Consider the following 19657-nt stretch of genomic DNA (forward strand, 5'->3'; position numbering starts at 1 on the left):
TGTTGCGCATTTTTAGAAATTAAGACAAAATAAAGAGGAATTTTTTATGAATGAACGGCTTGAAGATATTGCACTTGCTTTGGTGCATGCGGGTAAAGGTATTTTGGCGGCAGATGAAAGTACGGCGACCATTGGAAAGCGTTTTGAAAGCATTGGTGTTGAATCCAATGAAGATAAGCGCCGTGCTTATCGTGAAATGCTTTTTAGTACAAAAGAAGCGATGGAAAACGCCATCTCTGGGGTTATTTTATTTGATGAAACCATTCGGCAAAAAGCATCTACTGGGAAAATGTTGACGGATCTTATTCGGGATTCAGGCGCTTTGCCAGGGATTAAAGTTGATACCGGTGCAAAACCCTTGGCTGCTTTTCCCCAAGAGACAATTACCGAAGGGTTGGATGGTCTTCGTGAGCGGCTAAAAGACTATTATGCTTTGGGAGCACGTTTTGCTAAATGGCGTGCGGTAATTGCTATTGATGAACACACTTTGCCAACAAGAGGCGCCATAAGACAAAATGCACAAGCTCTTGCACGCTATGCTGCCTTATGTCAGGAGTTCAATATTGTGCCCATTGTTGAGCCGGAAGTGTTGATGGATGGACCATCGTGTGGGCATTCAATTACACGCTGCTTTGAGGTGACACGCACTGTTTTGCAGGCTGTCTTTAAAGAATTGTTTGAAGCTCGTGTTCTTTTGGAGGGGATGATTTTAAAGCCCAATATGGTGATTGATGGAAAGGATGCTCGCAAGGCTTCTGTTGAAGAAGTTGCTGAAAAGACCATCCAAGTGCTTAAACAGACTGTTCCTGCCGCTGTTCCCGGAATTGCTTTTCTTTCTGGAGGGCAGTCTGATCAGGAAGCAACGGCGCATTTATCTGCCATGAATTCTTTGGGCGTATTGCCTTGGAAATTGACCTTTTCCTATGGACGAGCATTGCAAGCAGCTGCCTTAAAAGCATGGGCAGGAAAAGATGAAAATATTGCTGTTGCACAGAAGGCATTTCGTCATCGCGCTCGGATGAACCATCTTGCGGCTTTGGGACAATGGACAAAAGAACAAGAAAAAGCGTGCGCTTGAAGGACAAGCTCTGTTTTTAAATGCGGAGAGATTTTTCATGTTTCTGCGTGATTTTTTGCGCCCTCATCATGATAAGAATGGCGGGGACATTTTAGGCTTGAAAGCTTTCTCAGAGAGTTTTTTCCTTGGACCTTTTAAAAGTCTTTAATGGGTGCTATCGAGAGATAAGATTGCGGGAGAGGTGCAATTTCGAGAAGGGGAGATAATGCTAGGAAATTTGTGAATGCACAGCACTTTAGTATGGTGTCGTTCATGGGTGGGCACTTACTTCTTGAGTGAAAATCATAAAGCTCATACTGTATTGAAGAGTTTGATATTGTGATATTTTCTCTTTTTCATGTTATCATTACTTGTCATCAGCAGAATTTATTTGATTGCAGTTTCAAAGGTGGATTAAGCGGGTAGATTAGAAAGTTGCGATTTCTGAGCGGATTGGAATACAGATTATGAAGCTTTTCTGCGTCAGGATAGCTTCCTCTTCAATGGGGGTAGTTTTCTATTGGCGAACGAATTGAATAACTCTTGCGAAAGAAAATAGATTTGCACCTCAATAAAACACCTATTTTTTCGTTAAAATGGATAAATTTTTCTTGTATTTTTTGATGATATAATTGAAAGTAACTAACTTCATAGCATCTTGGCTTAAAACGGGGGGAGTTGTGGACGGTATATCTTCTAAGAATAACAGTATATCTTCTAAGAATACAAGCATCAAAAGAAAAAATCGATACGCAGAACAGAGCTTTTCTGCAATTATGATGCGAAAATTGTGCAATATGGTGCGTGGGGTATTCGAAGGGATCTTTACAGTATTTACTTTCATAATTTTTATTATCTTGCTCAACATACGTGGGCCGGTTCATACCGCATTAAAAGTCTTTGGGTCGGTGAGTGGAATAGGGTGCTTTTTATTTTTTTTCGGATATCTTATAGAACGCCGCGAAGCAGCAGATGAAGCCGCTATATCGTACGCATTATTCTTAACAATTCTTGAAGGCGTTTCTTCTATTTGCTTCCTGTCTGCTGCGTGGGGTTACGACGCTCTCTTATTCCGTTTAGCACCTCCTGGGTATATTCTTATTCTTCCTGAATAAATAGAGTGCATTTTGTTTGCATACAAATCAAAATGAGAGGCAGACAGCCTCTCAAATTCTTAATAATCGCTCTCCAAAATAATGACATCAGACCCGCTTTTAATGAAGGGACTAACAAGCCTTGGGTCCTTAAGCCTCAAGGCAACCCTTTACAAGTTGCGCCTAACTGCATCCTTGACCTTAAGATACCCAAACGGCTTATTTTGTTTTTAACATGTATGATATAAGGGGAAAGCTTCTCATCATGCCTAAATGGTAACTTATCGTGTGTTAAATGGAAAAATGAGAAAAAGCATCTTTATGCAATATAATCCAATTATAATTTTTTGATTTAAGCATAAAAGACTTAAAGTCTTCTACAAGACTGATACGATAAAAAGGGGAAAATCGCCTATATTGAGCAACTAAGTCGTATTTTAGGTGCTCTTGATATAGCTATATCACCAAATGGTTTTGAAGACTTATCCTTTTAGCTCTATTCACTAAAAGGTTATTTTGAGGGGGCTTGGCTAATGAATGTAAAGGAAAATTAGCATGTAATATTTCGCTTTTCTGGTATAGATGCTGAATGAGTTAATTATCTAGAGGATCACTGAAGAGGGAGCGCTAAAAAATGATGAAAATCCTCCGTACTTCGGTGAATTCGTGGTTGAAGATATAATCGTAAAACTTGGCTTATCTGTTCCTGAAACAGCTGAATGGTTTGAAATGGTTAGGGTGTCAGTTCTGCATACGCTTAGCTCGCTATACAAAAAAATTATGATTTAGTGCAAGCTTTAAAACATAAAGACCCTAAAGATATATCCTCTTTGTACATGTTCTTATCATCGTTAAAATGCCTTCTTAAAGCACGACAGGGGGTGCTATAAAATTGAGAGCTGTAAAATATATGGGGCTCTTGGAGGGGGTGAGAAGATGGTGTTTAATCGAAGTACTCTATCCTTATTTTTATGGGCTATGACTGAAAGAGAGAGCTGGAGAGACGATTTGTGAGTAAAGAGAACGTCGTTTTGAGGTTGCGTGTCTGCAAGAGCAGAACAGTGGTCGTGGTGATATTTACAAACAATAAATTTGATAAAATTTTACGATTTTGCCAAAAGCCAGTTTATTATAAACGCTGTTTCTCATGTGCTCTCACACAAAAGTTATAAGAAGCCCAAAAGTGCTAAAAAAATCTTTGCTCTTTTTCAATAAGACGGATCTGTAAACAATATTCAAAAAGTGTTCGTGTTTTTGAAAGAGAATAAAAGGATACTCTTGCAATAGAGAAGTGTATTTGTGAATTACAATTTGTCATGATTTTCGGTAAACACTATTGTTTAGAGCGGTGAGAGAGGGCAAATTTTTAATATTCAGTTTTTTTAAAGAGTGTGGTCAGTCTTTAGGATAGAGCTTGTGTCCCTAGAACCCTATCAAGTGTGAGCCGCATAAGGGTCTCAAGCAAGCGAGCACCTATTATACTTTTTGCCAGCGTATACTCTTTTGTCAGCGCCCCAATGTTTTGACAGCCCTTAGAATGTAAAGGGGCAAGAGAGGTATTTTATTCCTTTCTTGTACCGTTTCACTTCACACGCCAACTCTGCTTGTGATGAGCAAGCAAGAGATTTTGTTTGACTTACTATGAGGGTTTGACATGAGAAAATCCTATGGTATTTATGATCTTTCATGAAAAACAATGAATTATCCTTATAAATCACCGTTATGGCGCTGTTATGAAGAGAACTCCTTGCTCATCTTAATAGTCCATAGAGATTAACTTGGTATCATTTTACATTCTGTACACAGAAGTGTCTTTATAAAAATGCTCTATCTTGCGCAGAAAAAAGAAAAACATCTCAATGCTTGCCTTTCTTTTTTCCATGAGAGATTTAAATTGATAAGCCTGTCTGAAAAAAGTGCTGTTTATGCCTTTAAAGATACGGCTCTTGTATCATGATCACTTACTCAGGTGAAAATTGGAGTTTTGCGAGGTAAGCGTAAACGCCATTTTTTGCCACAAGTTCAGCATGCGTTCCTTCTTCAACAAGGGCGCCTTTATCCATCACAAGAATACGATCTGCTTTTAAAATTGTTGCTAAACGATGTGCAATGACCAAGGTTGTACGATTTTGCATCAATCCTTCTAAAGCGTCTTGCACCAACTTTTCACTGTTTGCATCCAAAGCCGATGTTGCTTCATCAAGCAGCAAGAGGGGTGCATTTCTTAAAATTGCCCGCGCAATACCAATGCGTTGTTTTTGTCCCCCAGAAAGCATGGTACCGCGTTCTCCTACTTGCGTATTCAAGCCATCTGGTAAAGCTTGAATAAATTCAAGTGCATTAGCCGCTTTAGCGGCAACAAGGATTTCCTCTTCATGGGTATTTTCAGTTCCAAAAATAATATTATCACGCAATGTTCCATCAAAAATGGCGACATCTTGTGGAACATAGGAAATTGCACTGCGTAAATCTTGTAAAGAAAGGCGATTAATTTCCATGCCATCCAACCGAATTGTTCCACTTATTGGATCATAAAAACGAAGGATCAAAGAAAAAATACTGCTTTTTCCTGCTCCGGAAGCCCCAACAAAAGCAACCGTTTCGCCTGCTTTTACAGAAAATGAAAGCGAGCGTAAAACTTTCTCTTGTGGTCTAGAAGGATAGGTAAAATCAACCTGATCAAAAACAAGTTCACCTCGAACAGGTTGCTCTAATGATAAAGCATTTTTAGGAGCTACAATAGTAGGTTGTTCTTGTAACAATTCGGCAAGCCGTTCAGCAGCGCCTGCTGCTTGGATTAATTCTGCTCCCAGTTCCGATAATTGCGCAAAAGTAGAAGCTCCAAAAACCGCATAAAGGACAAATTGCCCTAAGGTTCCCCCTGTCATCGTTCCATTCAAAACATCACGCGATCCAATCCATAAAACAGCAACCACACTGCTAAAAACCAAAAAAATTGCAAACCCCGTAAAAAAGGAGCGCAAGATTACAGAAGCACGTGCTGTTTGAAAAGCACGTTCTATCAATTGTGAAAAACGTATTGTAACGAGTTTTTCAGCGGTAAAAGCTTGCACAGTGCGAATAGCACTTACCTGCTCTGTAGCAACAGCATTGGCATCTGCGAGACGATCTTGCGCCGCGCGGGTACGAGAGCGAACTTTACGTCCAAAGACTACCAAGGGAATGGCCACAACAGGAATAGCAGCTAAAACCAACAAAGACAATTTAGCATTGGTGATCACCATCATTACGACGGCTCCGATCACGATAATCAGCTGACGCAATGCGGTAGAGGCGGTAGAGCCCACAGCTAATTTTATTTGTGTGGTATCTGTTAGAAGCCTTGAAACAATCTCTCCTGAATGTGATCGATCAAAAAAAGCAGGAGAAAGTTTCATAATATGGACAAACACATCACGCCGTAAATCGGCAACAATCCGTTCTCCTAAGGTGATAACACAGTAATAACGGGCTGCTGAAGCAAATGCGAGAAACAAGGCTAAGATAAACAAAATTCCAAAGTAAAAATTGATATGTCCATGGCTTGAAGTAGAAAACCCATGATCAAACATTTGGCGGATAGCCACAGGCAAAGCTAATGTGACAAGAGCAGCAACAGATAACGCTAGAAAAGCAAAGATAAACAACCAACGATAGCGCAAAAGATAAGGAAAAAAAATTGCAAGCGAAGAGAATGAAGATTTCTTAGGGGAAGACTTTGTCGATTTTTCTGAACGATAACGTAATGTCATAAAATTTTGCTCACTGTATTGGATTTGTAACACTTGATACAATGATGTATCTTGAACACTTGTTTTTTGATGCGTGCTCAGTTATAGGAATAAATACTTTAATCAATGTATCAAAAAGACAAAGGAAGTGCACTTAAAAAAACAAGCAAGTGCTATTTCATTCTATAAACGCAAAAGGTTTGACGCATGAAAGCGAATATTCACCCCAACTATCATAAAATTACCGTTGTTATGACGGATGGAACCCAATATATGACGCGCTCTACTTGGGGAAAAGAAGGCGATACTCTTAATCTAGATATTGATCCAAGAACGCATCCGGCATGGACAGGTGGCTCCCAAACACTCGTAGATCGCGGTGGTCGTCTTTCTAAATTCAAAAATCGCTTTGGTAATATTGGCATGTAAAAGCCTCCTTTTTATGGGGTACAAAGGTTTTAAACAAATCGATTGCAAATGGATGGATTTTTTATCCTATCAAAGAGTGCACTTTAAATATTAATTCAAAAACGCATCCGACATAAACAGATGGGTCTTAAACACTTATAAATCATTGTGGTTGCGTTTTTAAATTCAAAAATCATTTTGAATATATGCATAAATCCTTTCTTCCCTAGAGTATAAAGACTTGAAATAAAATAATTGTAAACTTTTCTTCTTTTTTTGGAACTGAACATACCCATGGAGAGGAAATTTTGGCCGCTTCTAAAGCTGCCAATGCATTTGAATTTATTCAAGCTTTACCAGATGGCTTGAATACGCAAGTAGAAGAACGTGGTACCATGCTTTCTGGGGGGCAAAAACAACGCATTGGTATTGCACTGGCGATTTTAAGGAATGCAGCCCTCTTGTTGCAAGCCGGCACCATCATTATATTTGCCAACTCGTGGATGTTGCTACAGCCCTTGGCACTTGAGATAATTTATTATAGGCATTTTAAGTTCTTTCTTAATAGTTTTTTATGCACGCGGGCTCTCCCCACTTGTAAAGTGCAAAAGGCATGGTTTTGATTGGTTCACCATGAAACATGGTTTGAAATGAGAGAATCCTACGGTATTCGGGATTCTCATTCAACATATAAAACAATGAATTATTATTATAAATCAAAATGTTGCTACTTGATGAAATAACATTTGCTTTAGATGCAAACAGTGAAAAGTTGGTGCAAGATATCTTAGAAGGATTGATACAAAATCCTAAATCCTGGTCATTGCACATCGTTTGGCAACAATTTTAAAAGCTGATCGTATTCTCGTGATGGATAAAGGCGCTTTTGTGGAAGAAGGAACACACAATTCATTATAAAAAATAATGTTTATGCGCATTTGGCTAAACTGCAATTCTCATCTGAGTAAGTAATCTTGATACAAGAGCAGTATCTTTAAGGGCGTAAACAGCACTCTTTTCAGACAGGCTTATCAATTTGAAACTCTCATGGAAGAAAGAAAGGCAAGCATTGAGATGCTTTTCTTTTTTTACGGGCTGTTCTTTTTTCTGCGCAAGATGAAGCATTTTTATAAAAATACTTCATCTGTGTACAAAATATAAAACGATATCCAGTTAAATCGCTATGGACTATTAAGATGAGCAAGGAGTTCTCTTCATAACAGCACTGTCACGTTGATTTATAAGGATAATTCATTGTTTTGCACGTTGGATGAGAGCTTCTAAAATTATAAATTTTCTTATTTCAAACCTATGTATGATGAACCAATAAAATCATGTCTCTTACATATATCAAGTGGGGAAGTCTGTATGGTGTAAAACACTTGAGAAAGAACAATGCTTCTTATGAATCCTCTCAAGTTTTAAGGGCTGTAGCAATATTAGAGGGTGGCAAAATGTGTGATGGTGCCGGCTTATGGAAAAAGAGCCGATAAATGGGCTGAGAGATGTTTTTTATCGATTTTACAAAACAGAGCTAAGAGGGCACGCAGCTATGTTTTGCTGTGTTAAGATTTTTAGTATTTTTTCCCATATTTCATAGATCATGCATTGTGAGGTTTTAAAAGGCTTTTCTTTAAAGCGTATAAAACACAATAGCAGTATAATAAAATACAAATCGTTTGCATTTATCAATACAACTATCTATATTTTGTATACTAATTTTGTTAAAACATAATATGTGGTATCCCGTGAATCGCATATACACATAATGACACAATACCGAGAAGTCGATGGGAAGGTTACACAAACAAAAAGAGGGAAATAATGGATGAAGAAATAAAAGAGGTAATTGATAATCCGATAAAGGAAGAAACTAATAACTCCCGAATGATAGTCACCATCAAGTTCATTTTTAAATGGGCGGTGAAGATTGTAGGATTCATCTTTATGCTTGTATACACCTTGAAGCAGCTGTGGTTTTTTGGGGATTTTCAAAGGAGGCTTTTTTAATTGTAGCAATGGTAATAGTGCTTTGTGGGGTGGCTGTAATGCTGGCATTTGTAAATTATCGTAACAAGCAATTAACTGAACAATTTGAACAGAAAGTTCGAGGGTGCGAGATATATGAAAAGATTATTGCAGAAGGGGAACAAAGGCTTTTTGAAAAAACGCAAAAAATATCAAAGGAGTGGGTTGAGCAATGGGATGAGGGAGTAAGGCAATGGGAAAGGGATATACTAGAGATAAAAAATCCTAGAGCAGGCATGAAAGCTCATGGGAACAGACCTTCATTGGTAAAGAATATTTGTGCGCAAGGGGAGAGAGAATTGTCTTTATTGTATAAGGAGGCACTCGAAACAGAACTGACTGATGAGCAGATTGAAAAAATATATAATCTTTTGAATACAACACTTTTTGAGCAATATTATGTAAAAGCAGGAAAATTCATGGAAGAGAATGGAATTTCTCTGAAAGGATTTGTTAATACTCATACAAATAAAGAATATTATAAACCTACAATGTTATTGCTTCATTGGTTGTTGTACGTTCTTGATGATGTGATTATAGCTGAATGCAAACAGCAAAAAGAAAAACTATCTAAAAAGAAGAATGAAAAGCAAAAATTTGCAGATACTTTGTGGGACAACATATCTATAATTCCAGACATAAAGAGATAGAGAAAATGTTAGAGCACAGGAATTTTTTGTCTGATCAATGTGCACCGTTACTATGTTGTAAAAAGGATGTGCTGTTGTTATTGTGTGATATTTCCGATGGTTATAAAAAGGTGAGAGAGACTTTTATTTACTATAAGAAGCTCATTAAAACAGTAAAAAAGGGCTATATGGCTTTTGATAAGGGGTGCTCTTATACCATAGTTAAAGATACAATCAATACGTGTAAAGATAATGATGCAAGTATGGGACCAGATTCTTCCATTGTTGAAGGGACTCTAACGTTTAAAAAGGCTTACGCATCAGGTGCTAGAAGATGGTTGAAATCATCAAATGAGAAATGTGATAACCGGTTGATTTTTGGGGAGCAGCTCGTTGGAATAGGAGATTCACAAAAAAATTAAAGATTATCTTTGATGAGGAGAAGGTAAATGCCCTAGAAGAGGTAGTTAAAGATAATCAAGAACAGTTAAAGAGGGAAATGCAGGCGGCGATTTTTGAGAAAAAGGATTTTTGTTACTACAAATTTCGTGCGAATTTCATCGGCATTTTGGATAACGATTAAATGAAGGGGGAGGGTGGAGTGCAGTGGATTTGCTGAAATTTCTGTTGCTATGCAGTGGTAAAAACTCTTGAGAGGCATAGTGACAGTTCTTATGGGAGAGGAGAGGGCAGGCTTTGGGAGCCAATCTTTTTGCGTTGTGTAAGGGTGATTTCTTAAGAAGAGTAGGGGAGGTTTTTGCAGCAGGTGTATTTGTTGTTTTTGAGAGCGTTTTGTTTTTATGGTTCTTTTTGTTTTCTGGTTTGTTTGCAGAGGAATTGAGGAAACAACAGTGTCAATAATATTGGCTAGACTGTAATTGTATTTTTAGGTTTTTTTTGGGGCTTGATCGTTGGTGATGGTTTTGTGAACCTTTGTATACGGGGTGTTCTGTTGCAAATTTTTAGATTGTTTTTCCAAAAGCTCTCGGCTCGACTAACGGATAAGCTAAATCAAGAGTGGCAGCGCTAAGATAAGCGAAGTTTTATAAGCTCTCTCATCACAATTTTCTGAATTTTTTCATCATATTGTGTAATTTGATGAGATAGGTTGCGTGATGAGGAGTATTCAGAGGGACTCGTATTGTCTTTTAAAAAGATGTCCTTTTGAGAGCTTACTATGAGGTCTAAATGCCTTTTTTGAGAACTCTTTCTAATTTTAGGCGAATGTGTTCATTGCCGGCAATGATATTTTTTTTGCGAAATATATTGTTGCCGCCTTCTTTATCGGTGACAAAACCACCGGCTTCACGAACAATCAGTATTCCAGCAGCCATATCCCAAATTTGCAGGTTATCTTCCCAAAAGCCATCGGTTCTTCCAGCAGCCACATAAGCTAAATCAAGAGCAGCAGCACCAAAACGGCGAAGTCCGGCAACCTCTGCCATCACATTACGTAATTCAATAAGGTAGGTTCCATGATTTGGGCGACCAAAATGAGGCATTCCTGTGGCAATGACACAATCTTCTAGTCTGCGTCGAGCAGAAACGCGACAGCGGCGGTCATTAAAAAAAGCACCACACCCGCGTTCTGCGGTGAAGAGTTCATCACTCACGGGATTGTAAATGACACCACCAACGATTTTTCCTTGGCTTTCTAAGGCAATGGAAACAGCAAAAAAAGGAATGCCATGGAGAAAATTTGTGGTGCCATCTAAAGGGTCAACAATAAAACGGTGTTGTGAATCTTCTCCAATGATTTCTTCTGACTCTTCCATCAGAAAACCAAATTTGGGGCGCGCTTTGCTTAATTCATTGAAAATAATTTTTTCCGCTTTGCGATCTGCTTGGCTGACATAATCTGCTGGTCCTTTCAAAGACACTTGCAAATTTTGCACTTCACCATAATCACGCACCAACGAGCGTCCTGCTTTCATTGCAGCTTGCACCATGACATTCATGACTGCAGAATGGGCCATTTTTTATTCCTTTATTTATCTTTTTCATTTGCGCGACGCAAATAAATCAACTCATTGGTGTCTACAATGATACGTTCACCAGCATTCATAAAGGGGGGAACAAGAATACGAATCCCGTTTTCAAGAATGGCGGGTTTATAAGAGGAGGTAACCGTTTGTCCTTTGATGGCAGGATCGGCTTCCGCAATCGTGACAGCAACTTGATCAGGAAGTGAGATGCCAATAGGCTTTTCTTGATAAAGTTCAACTGTGACTGTCATCCCATCTTGGAGAAAAGCAGCACGTTCACCAACAAAATCCTTTTGAAGTTCTAGTTGTTCATAAGATTCTGAATCCATAAAGACCAAAGCATCCCCTTGTTGATAAAGAAAGGTGAAATCTTTTTGTTCAAGGCGCACGCGTTCAACCGTCTCAGCAGCGCGAAATCGCTCATTAAGTTTTGTACCATCAATCAAATTTTTCATTTCAACTTGGTTAAATGCACCACCTTTTCCTGGTTTTACAGCGTTGCATTTAACAGCAACCCATAAGCTTCCTTGATGTTCGATCACATTACCAGGGCGAATTTCATTGCCATTAATTTTCATCGTTTCTATCCAATTCTATTCTTGCAAAAAGAACTCTCTTGTTGTCTTTATGGCGCTTTTCTTTGCTGCCTTTAACGGTCAAGCTCTTTTGTTATTTTCGGGCTAAAATCCCTTTGATTAACCTTGCGGCTCTCTCATGGTCCTGTGTGCTCTTTATGGGCTTTCTCCTGCTTTTTGCAAAGAGAAAAGCTTAAGTAAAAAAGGACCTTTATGTATTTTTGCTTTTCAGTTCTTTGCAAGACCATAAAAAGCGCTCAGACGCAAGCTTTTTAAAAATTTGCACAAAAATTTTTTAGAATTTTTGGGGAAATTTATCCCGTTGTGTCGTAAAATATCATCATTGATGGCAATAATATAATTGATGGCAATGATATAAGTTCCCTAAAACCATGAGATGTTTTTAATTAAGAATATGTGAATACGGAGTTTATTATGAGTGTCTCATGGGAGAGAGCGTGGTGTGTGTTGTCACAGGGTGTTCGTTTGTATTCTTATCAGAGATCAGCTGTAAAAAGGCTTTTTTATCGAGGTTAGGACTCTAAATTTTTTGAGCAGCAGGTATTTTTCTGTACTTGATGCGATTTCATCATGAGAGTACGGGGGCTGTTGTTTTGTTAAGATATCAGCATAGAAAAAGGAAAGTAGAACATTTGAGATAGCGGCAATTTATTTTAAACGCCCTATGCTGACACGATTTAAGCCGTTTTCATATTTCTGGATTTGTTGGAAAGTGGCACCTAAATGTTGACCTAATGTTTTTTGAGACATTTTAAGCATTTTTCGTCTCAAACGAACTTTTTTGCCAATGAATTTGCCATTGAAAATGTCGTTATAAGGATTTTTACCAATACCCTAGAAAATGCTACACAGGATATAGAAAGCTATTCAGCCGCTTCAATCACAGATAAGCCAAGTTTTGCATTTATATCTTCGCGTAATAATTTGCTAGGGTATGGGGCATTTTCATTATTTTTAGTATTTTTCTTTCTTTAAATCTTAAAGCTATAACTTACACTATTTTGTATTGTTACAATCTATAATAAAATTTATCCACTCTGGCTAAAAATGAGGTTTTTTATTGAGGTGTAAATCTCTTTGGCTTTCACAAGAGCTTTTAAGTCTTTACGTGTAAAATATAGAGAATGTTTACATTAAATAGCGGGTTCATCTGGGATGAGTATTTATATAAGAACGCGGCTCTCCATTCACGTTATACTGAAAAAGAGACACTATAGTGCTACTATTTAATCTTATTCTATAACTCAAAATCACACCCATATTTTGTTGCTTTTGAGGTTGATCTGTATAGATCACATTATATCCATTCCGTCGCAACAGATTGATAAATAAAGGAGTAAAGTTGTCTGCTGTATTATTTTTCTTTATAAGAAGTGTGGTTGTAGCGGGTGGTAAAAACCCTTTGTTACCGCTAATAAATTTGTTAGCGACTAATTGTGCCTGACGCTTTGTAAGACTTTGATCAACATAATTTGATGAATAATTGCCTACAGATGCGCAACCAGCTACCAACACAACCGGTGACAGCAATAAATATTTTAACATCTTTAATTCCCCTTACTTATTGTTGCTCTTTATTTGCGAAGCTCCTCTTCCAGAAATAAGAGCAACTTTACTTATAGCACATTAACAACATATCGGTATCTAATCAATCGGTTAATTAATCGATGAATAATGGTTTCAGCTGTAAAGGCTGCTTGAAGTGCTTCTGGTGGCGTATATTTTAATAAACAGCTGCTTTTAGTGATTATGATAAAAAAGCAATTTTTTGCGTTTGCATGTTAAGATCATATCCTCGATCACTATTATAAAATGATGCGTTAGGTGCTGTTCCAGATCGACCAAAAAAATTTTCAAGCATTGCTTTTTAAGGGCTATCTTTTTTTAAATACGTATGAATGTTTATTCTGTTTTTTTAAATACTATCGTTTGAGGTGTGGTGTTTGTAAGGCATCAAATTTTGTACATGTGATGTTTTTATGAGAGTGTGTGGTGAATATTTGAGGGAGAGCTTGTCCGGATAATTTTGTGAAATGAACCACATAAAATGGGAAGCTAAAAGAGTTCTGTTCTGAGAAGACGGATTGTTTCCCAACTGGATAGGGAAGGGGCTTCTGTCCTTTGAGGGGTGGGAGGCAAGTCAAGAATAGAGAGTGTAGCGCCCTATATTATGATGTTAAAAGCTTTCATTTTGATCAGAGAGTAATTGTAAAATGGCTCTTTGTTTTATCGAGGTTAGAACTCTAAATCTTTTGAGCAGTAGGTATTCCTCTGTACTTGATGCGATTTCATCATGAGAGTACGGGGGCTGTTGTTTTGTTAAGATATCCGCATAGAAAAAGACAAGTGGAACATTTAAGATATCGGCAATTTCTTTTAAACGCCCTGCGCTGACACGATTTAAGCCGTTTTCATATTTCTGGATTTGTTGGAAAGTAACACCTAAATGTTGACCTAATGTTTTTTGAGACATTTTTAGCATTTTTCGTCTCAAACGAATCTTTTTGCCAATGAAAATGTCATTATCAAGATTTTTGGCTCGCATTTTAAAGCCCCCGCCGGTTGCGAGCGCCCTCGCGTTGGTATTCCGGGAGCTTGAAAATACTGAGTTCTAGTCAGCCTTTTTGCTTTTAGTGCTTAAAGCACCTGGACATAGCAAAAACTCCCGGAATTCCGGGATACCCACAAAGTGGGTTCATCTTTACGCTAGAACTTAGGGTTTTCAAGGCCCCTTTTGGTCGTTGCGTATGCGACCAAAACATCTTTTAATTCATAAAGTAATTTCAGGAAATTTACAATAAAAATTAAAATAGCGTCTCTTAACGTGTCGTTTCTTAAAATGGAGGGGTGGCATGTTTTGCATTTAAGCAATAAAGTGTTCACAAGGGGGCTTTGAATAGCGTACGCTATCGCGTGATGTTAGCTTGCATTCTCATCAGAGATCAGCTGTAAAAAGGCTTTCTGTTTTATCGAGGTTAGAACTCTAAATCTTTTGAGCAGCAGGTATTCTTCTGTACTTGATGCGATTTCATCATGAGGGTATGGGGGCTGTTGTTTTGCTGAGGTGTCCGCATAGAAAAAGACAAGTGGAACATTTAAGATATCGGCAATTTCTTTTAAACGCCCTGCGCTGACACGATTTAAGCCGGTTTCATATTTCTGGATTTGTTGGAAAGTAACACCTAAATGTTGACCTAATGTTTTTTGAGACATTTTTAGCATTTTTCGTCTCAAACGAATTTTTTTGCCAATGAAAATGTCGTTATCAAGATTTTTGGCTCGCATTTTAAAGCCCCCGCCGGTTGCGAGCGCCCTCGCGTTGGTATTCCGGGAGTTAAAAACACTGAGTCCGAATCAGCCTTTTTGCTTTTAGTGCTTAAAGCACCTGGACAGAGCAAAATCTCCCGGAATTTCTATAAATTTTATCTTTTTGAAGCAGAGAGGAGTATTTTAAAAAACAGGAAGGAGCTTTATTGCTTCTTTGTGCGCTTTTTCTAGTTGTGTCTTGTCCATGCCTTGGAGCATTATTTCAAGATCAGGAGCTTGCATTTTTGCCTCCTTTGCAAGCATATACCATGCCGCTGCCATTATTGTATCGCCTTTTGTTCCTGTGCCATCTCGATAAAGCCTTGCAAGGGAAATCTGTGCTGGTGCAATCATGTTGACGGCATTTCTGTGAAGTAAATGAAAAGCACGCTGAAAATCTGTTTCTCCTCCACGCCCTTGTACAAGCCATTGTGCTAAATGAAGTTGAGCTTTTAAGTGGTTGTTTTGAGCTGCTACTTCCATGAGCTTGCGGGCATTGTGATCATCTTTTGGTCGTTTTAATGTGCCTAAGGAAAGAATTTTTGCAGCAGAAAAAGCCGCTTCAGCATCCCCAAGAGCAGCACCTTTTAAGTACCATTTTAAGGCTTGCTCTATTGCTTCATTTTCACGACTTTGGGAAGAAACACCAGGGAGAGCTTGTTTTTCCTGTGAGGCTTTATAAAGAAGCAGTTGTCCATAATAAAAATAGGCTTCCTTGACGCCTGCTTTGACAGCTTTTTGAATGAATTGCGCACCAAGTTCTTGATTTTGTTTTATAAAGTGACCATCAAACAACATAAGTCCATAGCGTAGTTGTGCTTGGGGTTCCCCCTGTTTTGCGGCGCGTTCAAACCATAAAGCAGCACGCGCACCGTCAATAGGAACAGCACATCCTTCCATATAAATTCGGGCAAGAAGAGTTTGTGCAAAAGGATCATTTTTTTCAGCACGTCGGAGTGCTTCACGAAAAGCTTTTAAATAATAACCTTGGATGTAATAGTCATAGGCTTGGTCATAGTCTCCAGCTTTTAAGGGCTGAAAAGGTTCTTGAGTGTTTGAAGCTTCTTGAATCGTATTGAAAGAGCTTTCAGAATTTGAGATTTCTTCAGTGTTTCCCGCTGAACTTACAGCAGAACTTGCAAGCCCAATCACGCCTAAGATAAGCAGCTTCACGCTTCTCTTGATCATGGTGTTTTCTCCTCATTACCGATCAGAATTTTCACATTTTTTTTTCATCATTACAAGCCGTATAAGAATTTCATTTCTATATTACTTTTTATCTCTCAGTTTTTCGTCTTGGTTCAAGGTAGGGTTGGGTAAGTTAAAAAAGTAGCATAAATGTCGACGAGAGACAGACTGTTTAAAATAGTTCTGTTAAAAATAATAATGATGAAGGGTTATCGTATATAAAGATGCTTATCTTCTATTATATCAAGGGCTTCTCCTCTTAAAATGAAAAAATGCTTACAATGGAGGTTGCTTTTTAAAATACGTATGAATGCTTATGAATAGTGCGCTATCCGTGTGATGTTAGCTTGCATTCTCATCAGAGATCAGCTGTAAAAAGGCTTTCTTTTTTACCGTTGTGAGAGTTCTAAATCTTTTGAGCAGCAGGTATTCCTCTGTGCTTGATGCGATTTCATCATGAAGGTATGCGGGCTGTTGTTTTGTTAAGATATCGGCATAAAAAAAGGAAAGTGGAACATTCAAGATATCAGAAATTTCTTTTAATCGCCCTGCGCTGACACGATTTAAGCCGTTTTCATATTTCTGGATTTGTTGGAAAGTAACACCTAAAGCGTGTCCTAAAGTTGTTTGAGACATTTTTAGCATTTTTCGTCTCAAACGAATTTTTTTGCCAATAAAAAGATCAATATTAAGATTTTGAGATTGCATTTTTCCCCGCCGGTTGCGAGCGCCCTCGCATGAGTATTCCGGGAGTTAAAAGCACTGAACTCAAATCAGCATTTTGCTTTTAGTGCTGAGAAGCACTTGGACATAGCAAAATCTCCCGGAATTCCGGGATACCCACAGGAGTGGGTAAATTCATGTTTGAGTTTTTCAGGCTTTTAATCCCTATTGGTCGTTGCGTATGCGACCAAAACATCTTTTAATTCATAAAGTAATTTCAAAAAATTTACAATAAAAATTAAAATAGTGTCTCTTAACGTGTCGTTTTTTAAAATGGAGGGGTGGTATGTTTTGCATTCAAGCAATAAAGTGTTACAAAGGGGACTTTGAATAGTGCACGCTATCGCGTTATATTAGCTTGCATTCTCTTCAGAGATCAGTTGTAAAAAGGCTTTCTTTTTTACCGTTGTTAGAACTCTAAATCTTTTTAAAAGTAGGTATTCCTCTGTACTTGATGCAATTTCATCATGGTGGTATGGGGGCTGGTGTTTTGTAATGATATCCGCGTAAAAAAAGGCAATGGGAACATTCAAAATATCAGAAATTTCCATTAAACGCCCTGCGCTGACACGATTTAAGCCGTTTTCATATTTCTGGATTTGTTGGAAAGTGACACCTAAGTGCTGACCTAATGTTTTTTGAGACATTTTTAGCATTTTTCGTCTCAAACGAATTTTTTTGCCAATAAAAAGATCAATATTAAGATTTTGAGATTGCATTTTTCCCCGCCGGTTGCGAGCGCCCTCGCATGAGTATTCCGGGAGCTTGAAAACACTGAATCCGAGTCAGCCTTTTTGCTTTTAGTGCTTAAAGCACCTGGACATAGCAAAAACTCCCGGAATTCCGGGATACCCACAAAGTGGGTTCATTTTTACGCTCGGATCTAGGGTTTTCAAGGCCCCTTTTGGTCGTTGCGTATGCGACCAAAACATCCTTTAATTCATAAAGTAATTTTAGGAAATTTACAATAAAAATAGTTTTTTACTTACAAAATTTGTTTTTTAATGAGAGGCTATCTGCCTCTTAAACCTCTCTGGAACGATTACCAAAATCATGATATCAGATCCGTGTTTTTTGAGAGGGTTAAAAAGCCTTAAGTTTTAAGATCAAAAGAACTTTGGACGCTTAAAAGTTAAACATTTTCAATTCGCTAGTATTGACAACATAGCCAAGAGTAATTATCTTCAATATTCAGGAATAGAAAGGACATATATTATGAAGACCACCCTTTCTCCGCTAATTTCAGAGTTCGAAACCGTTGAACAGGGAAGCAGCTACACTGCATGGCTGCGCGATAAGGTAGCGAGCAGTCTTGCAAATCCATATCCTCCTATTCCGCATGATGAGGTTATGGCTGAAATGGAAGTTATAATCAGTCAGCTTGAAGCTGAACAGGACAAGTGATGCTTCCGGTTGTTTGGTTGTCTTCGGCGCGCGACAATTTGCGTCAGATGTTACCTATATTGCTCGCGAAAATCCATCTGCTGCGCGCCGAATGAAAAGGTTTTTGGAAGCATCCGTACTGCCATTGGCTGAACATCCATATTTATACAGACAGAGTGAGAAGGTATTAGGATTACGAGAAATTGTAGCGCATCCAAATTACCTTATATTGTATCGAGTAGCTGCAAATCAAATCGAAATTGTAGCTGTAGTACATGCCCGACGTGAATTTCCTATTTTTCTTTAATCTAATCAGAGGCTATCTGCCTCTTAAACCTTTCTGGAACGATTACCAAAATCATGACAACATCCCCGTGTTTATTAAAGGGACTAAAATGATTTCTTTCACGGTAATGAATACACACGCGGTCTCTTCACTAAAATTTGCACAATCGCTTGCTGTTTGAAGAAGGGTGGGGGGTGGATCGTTTCTTTGAGCCTATAGGATGTGTGTGTCTGTGGAATGTGGTGGGGTGTCTTTTGGTTTTGGGCGTGCGCTTTAAAAGTTAAAGGGAAGCATTATTCAAATTTAATTTAATGCATGAGTAATTTCATTTATATTAAAAGAGAAATCAGCTTCTTGTAAGCGCTTAATAAGTTTGGGAAATGTTTCTTTTACCTGCTCTTTAAAAGAAAGGTAGTAAACTCCACCAACATCTGAAGGCATTTCAATGCCTTCTTTTTGTAGAATAGCAATCCTCTCAAGAGGAAGCGCGGCAGCTAACATGCCCATTTCGAAAATAACGTTTTGTCGTGCACGGGGTTGAATTTTTTCTTCAACCTTTTGTCGTGCACGGGGTTGAATTTTTTCTTCATCTTGAGATATAGCATAACCCATGTCATCATGCGTGAGGAGTACAATACCAAATTTTATAGAACCGTTACAAATTTCTTTTTTCAAAGTTTGAATGATGGTTAAACCATTACCACTCGTATTTTGTAAAATGTATGGTTCGAGATCAAGCTTGAGAAGAGCATTTTCAAGCTCCTTTAAGGCATAACAATCATGACCATGAACGATAAAGATTTTTTTATTTGAGGTATTGGAGGCAGTTTTTGAGGAAGGAATCGTTGATGTTTCTTCTAGATGCTTTGCTAAATCTTCTATTAACTTTTGTTTTATGTTTTCTTTGCCTTGAACTTGAAGTTTTCTTGTGCTTTTATACCAATTAATAATGCCTCCTTCGGAGGTTTTGATCTGATATATTTCAGGGGAATCATGTTTTAGTAATTTACTTTCTATGATTTGATATCCAGCTTTGCAAATTATGTTTGTAAGATCTTCAAGTGTTCCGCTATATTGCATTTTTATGTCCCCTGCATATTTGTATCGTCAGCTATTGGTATTCAGTACCAATATTGAAAATGACCATTTTCCCCAATCATAATGCTTTGTCTTTATAAGACATCGAACGAGAAAGTTTTTATGATCCTTTTTTCTATATATTATATGAAAACAAGACGATAGA

At 38.0% G+C, this 19657-nt stretch carries 18 protein-coding genes and 2 pseudogenes; 9 read left to right on the forward strand and 11 right to left on the reverse strand.

Annotated elements, in window-relative coordinates; translation table 11 throughout:
* The first annotated feature begins 46 nt into the window (after positions 1–46).
* Entirely contained in the window at positions 47–1078 is a 1032-nt protein-coding gene (locus ACFIK2_RS05880; protein WP_375634413.1) for a class I fructose-bisphosphate aldolase, read from the forward strand.
* A gap of 659 nt (positions 1079–1737) precedes the next feature.
* Complete coding sequence (locus tag ACFIK2_RS05885) at positions 1738–2172, forward strand: hypothetical protein (protein ID WP_375633441.1); 435 nt, start codon at positions 1738–1740, stop codon at positions 2170–2172.
* A 1940-nt stretch (positions 2173–4112) separates the two neighbouring features.
* On the opposite strand, the gene ACFIK2_RS05890 is transcribed toward ACFIK2_RS05885, so the two are convergent.
* Entirely contained in the window at positions 4113–5903 is a 1791-nt protein-coding gene (locus ACFIK2_RS05890; protein ID WP_375633440.1) for an ABC transporter transmembrane domain-containing protein, read from the reverse strand.
* Positions 5904–6089: 186 nt separating this feature from the next.
* On the opposite strand from ACFIK2_RS05890, the gene rpmE reads away from it, so the two are divergent.
* From rpmE to ACFIK2_RS05915, 5 genes and pseudogenes are all read left to right on the forward strand, one after another.
* Positions 6090–6311 carry a 50S ribosomal protein L31 gene (gene rpmE / locus ACFIK2_RS05895; protein ID WP_375633439.1) on the forward strand — a complete coding sequence of 74 codons (222 nt, stop codon included), beginning with the start codon at positions 6090–6092 and terminating at the stop codon, positions 6309–6311.
* Between the two features lie 287 nt (positions 6312–6598).
* On the forward strand, positions 6599–6913 hold the full coding sequence (locus tag ACFIK2_RS05900; protein ID WP_375633438.1) for an ATP-binding cassette domain-containing protein: 315 nt from the start codon (positions 6599–6601) through the stop codon (positions 6911–6913).
* Positions 6914–7011: 98 nt separating this feature from the next.
* Positions 7012–7258: pseudogene (locus ACFIK2_RS05905) on the forward strand (ABC transporter); the annotation flags it as partial.
* Between the two features lie 948 nt (positions 7259–8206).
* On the forward strand, positions 8207–8968 hold the full coding sequence (locus tag ACFIK2_RS05910; RefSeq protein WP_375633437.1) for a hypothetical protein: 762 nt from the start codon (positions 8207–8209) through the stop codon (positions 8966–8968).
* A gap of 26 nt (positions 8969–8994) precedes the next feature.
* A complete protein-coding gene (locus ACFIK2_RS05915) occupies positions 8995–9369 on the forward strand; it encodes a hypothetical protein (protein WP_375633436.1) in 375 nt (124 codons plus the stop codon).
* A gap of 762 nt (positions 9370–10131) precedes the next feature.
* Here ACFIK2_RS05915 and ACFIK2_RS05920 read toward each other — a convergent pair.
* From ACFIK2_RS05920 to ACFIK2_RS05960, 9 genes and pseudogenes are all read right to left on the reverse strand, one after another.
* The gene (locus ACFIK2_RS05920) at positions 10132–10923 is read right to left on the reverse strand and encodes an inositol monophosphatase family protein (protein ID WP_375676983.1); all 792 of its coding nucleotides are present in this window, start codon (positions 10921–10923) and stop codon (positions 10132–10134) included.
* An 11-nt stretch (positions 10924–10934) separates the two neighbouring features.
* Positions 10935–11510, reverse strand: coding sequence for an elongation factor P (gene efp / locus ACFIK2_RS05925; RefSeq protein WP_015856958.1), 576 nt, complete (start codon positions 11508–11510; stop codon positions 10935–10937).
* A 430-nt stretch (positions 11511–11940) separates the two neighbouring features.
* A pseudogene (locus ACFIK2_RS05930) lies at positions 11941–12359 on the reverse strand (helix-turn-helix domain-containing protein).
* Positions 12360–12674: 315 nt separating this feature from the next.
* Positions 12675–13073, reverse strand: a complete 399-nt coding sequence (locus ACFIK2_RS05935) for a hypothetical protein (protein WP_375634416.1) — start codon at positions 13071–13073, stop codon at positions 12675–12677.
* Positions 13074–13704: 631 nt separating this feature from the next.
* The gene (locus ACFIK2_RS05940) at positions 13705–14073 is read right to left on the reverse strand and encodes a helix-turn-helix domain-containing protein (protein WP_375638272.1); all 369 of its coding nucleotides are present in this window, start codon (positions 14071–14073) and stop codon (positions 13705–13707) included.
* A 374-nt stretch (positions 14074–14447) separates the two neighbouring features.
* On the reverse strand, positions 14448–14813 hold the full coding sequence (locus tag ACFIK2_RS05945) for a helix-turn-helix domain-containing protein (protein WP_375633432.1): 366 nt from the start codon (positions 14811–14813) through the stop codon (positions 14448–14450).
* A gap of 165 nt (positions 14814–14978) precedes the next feature.
* On the reverse strand, positions 14979–16022 hold the full coding sequence (locus ACFIK2_RS05950) for a tetratricopeptide repeat protein (protein ID WP_375676984.1): 1044 nt from the start codon (positions 16020–16022) through the stop codon (positions 14979–14981).
* 342 nt (positions 16023–16364) lie between these two features.
* On the reverse strand, positions 16365–16730 hold the full coding sequence (locus tag ACFIK2_RS05955) for a helix-turn-helix domain-containing protein (protein WP_375617863.1): 366 nt from the start codon (positions 16728–16730) through the stop codon (positions 16365–16367).
* 368 nt (positions 16731–17098) lie between these two features.
* Positions 17099–17464 carry a helix-turn-helix domain-containing protein gene (locus tag ACFIK2_RS05960; protein ID WP_375676985.1) on the reverse strand — a complete coding sequence of 122 codons (366 nt, stop codon included), beginning with the start codon at positions 17462–17464 and terminating at the stop codon, positions 17099–17101.
* Between the two features lie 496 nt (positions 17465–17960).
* Here ACFIK2_RS05960 and ACFIK2_RS05965 point away from each other — a divergent pair, with 496 nt between their 5' ends.
* Together ACFIK2_RS05965 and ACFIK2_RS05970 are read left to right on the forward strand one after the other, a co-directional pair.
* Positions 17961–18149 (forward strand): antitoxin, encoded by a 189-nt coding sequence (locus ACFIK2_RS05965; RefSeq protein WP_375640363.1) that lies wholly within the window; start codon positions 17961–17963, stop codon positions 18147–18149.
* A complete protein-coding gene (locus ACFIK2_RS05970; protein WP_375627984.1) occupies positions 18127–18435 on the forward strand; it encodes a type II toxin-antitoxin system RelE/ParE family toxin in 309 nt (102 codons plus the stop codon). Before ACFIK2_RS05965 ends, ACFIK2_RS05970 begins: the two co-directional genes overlap by 23 nt.
* Positions 18436–18717: 282 nt before the next feature.
* Here ACFIK2_RS05970 and ACFIK2_RS05975 read toward each other — a convergent pair whose 3' ends face one another.
* On the reverse strand, positions 18718–19494 hold the full coding sequence (locus tag ACFIK2_RS05975; RefSeq protein ID WP_375633428.1) for a TIR domain-containing protein: 777 nt from the start codon (positions 19492–19494) through the stop codon (positions 18718–18720).
* Positions 19495–19657: the final 163 nt, after the last annotated feature.

This window comes from Bartonella sp. AP88XZML (assembly GCF_042195565.1).
GTDB lineage: Bacteria > Pseudomonadota > Alphaproteobacteria > Rhizobiales > Rhizobiaceae > Bartonella.

Bases quoted from the DNA above. Each gene is read 5' to 3' on its own strand.
- ACFIK2_RS05880 (WP_375634413.1), top strand. From the start codon at position 47: ATGAATGAACGGCTTGAAGATATTGCACTTGCTTTGGTGCATGCGGGT.
- ACFIK2_RS05890 (WP_375633440.1), bottom strand. From the start codon at position 5,903: ATGACATTACGTTATCGTTCAGAAAAATCGACAAAGTCTTCCCCTAAG.
- rpmE (WP_375633439.1), top strand. From the start codon at position 6,090: ATGAAAGCGAATATTCACCCCAACTATCATAAAATTACCGTTGTTATG.
- ACFIK2_RS05910 (WP_375633437.1), top strand. From the start codon at position 8,207: ATGGGCGGTGAAGATTGTAGGATTCATCTTTATGCTTGTATACACCTT.
- ACFIK2_RS05920 (WP_375676983.1), bottom strand. From the start codon at position 10,923: ATGGCCCATTCTGCAGTCATGAATGTCATGGTGCAAGCTGCAATGAAA.
- efp (WP_015856958.1), bottom strand. From the start codon at position 11,510: ATGAAAATTAATGGCAATGAAATTCGCCCTGGTAATGTGATCGAACAT.
- ACFIK2_RS05935 (WP_375634416.1), bottom strand. From the start codon at position 13,073: ATGTTAAAATATTTATTGCTGTCACCGGTTGTGTTGGTAGCTGGTTGC.
- ACFIK2_RS05940 (WP_375638272.1), bottom strand. From the start codon at position 14,073: ATGCGAGCCAAAAATCTTGATAATGACATTTTCATTGGCAAAAAGATT.
- ACFIK2_RS05945 (WP_375633432.1), bottom strand. From the start codon at position 14,813: ATGCGAGCCAAAAATCTTGATAACGACATTTTCATTGGCAAAAAAATT.
- ACFIK2_RS05950 (WP_375676984.1), bottom strand. From the start codon at position 16,022: ATGATCAAGAGAAGCGTGAAGCTGCTTATCTTAGGCGTGATTGGGCTT.
- ACFIK2_RS05955 (WP_375617863.1), bottom strand. From the start codon at position 16,730: ATGCAATCTCAAAATCTTAATATTGATCTTTTTATTGGCAAAAAAATT.
- ACFIK2_RS05960 (WP_375676985.1), bottom strand. From the start codon at position 17,464: ATGCAATCTCAAAATCTTAATATTGATCTTTTTATTGGCAAAAAAATT.
- ACFIK2_RS05965 (WP_375640363.1), top strand. From the start codon at position 17,961: ATGAAGACCACCCTTTCTCCGCTAATTTCAGAGTTCGAAACCGTTGAA.
- ACFIK2_RS05975 (WP_375633428.1), bottom strand. From the start codon at position 19,494: ATGCAATATAGCGGAACACTTGAAGATCTTACAAACATAATTTGCAAA.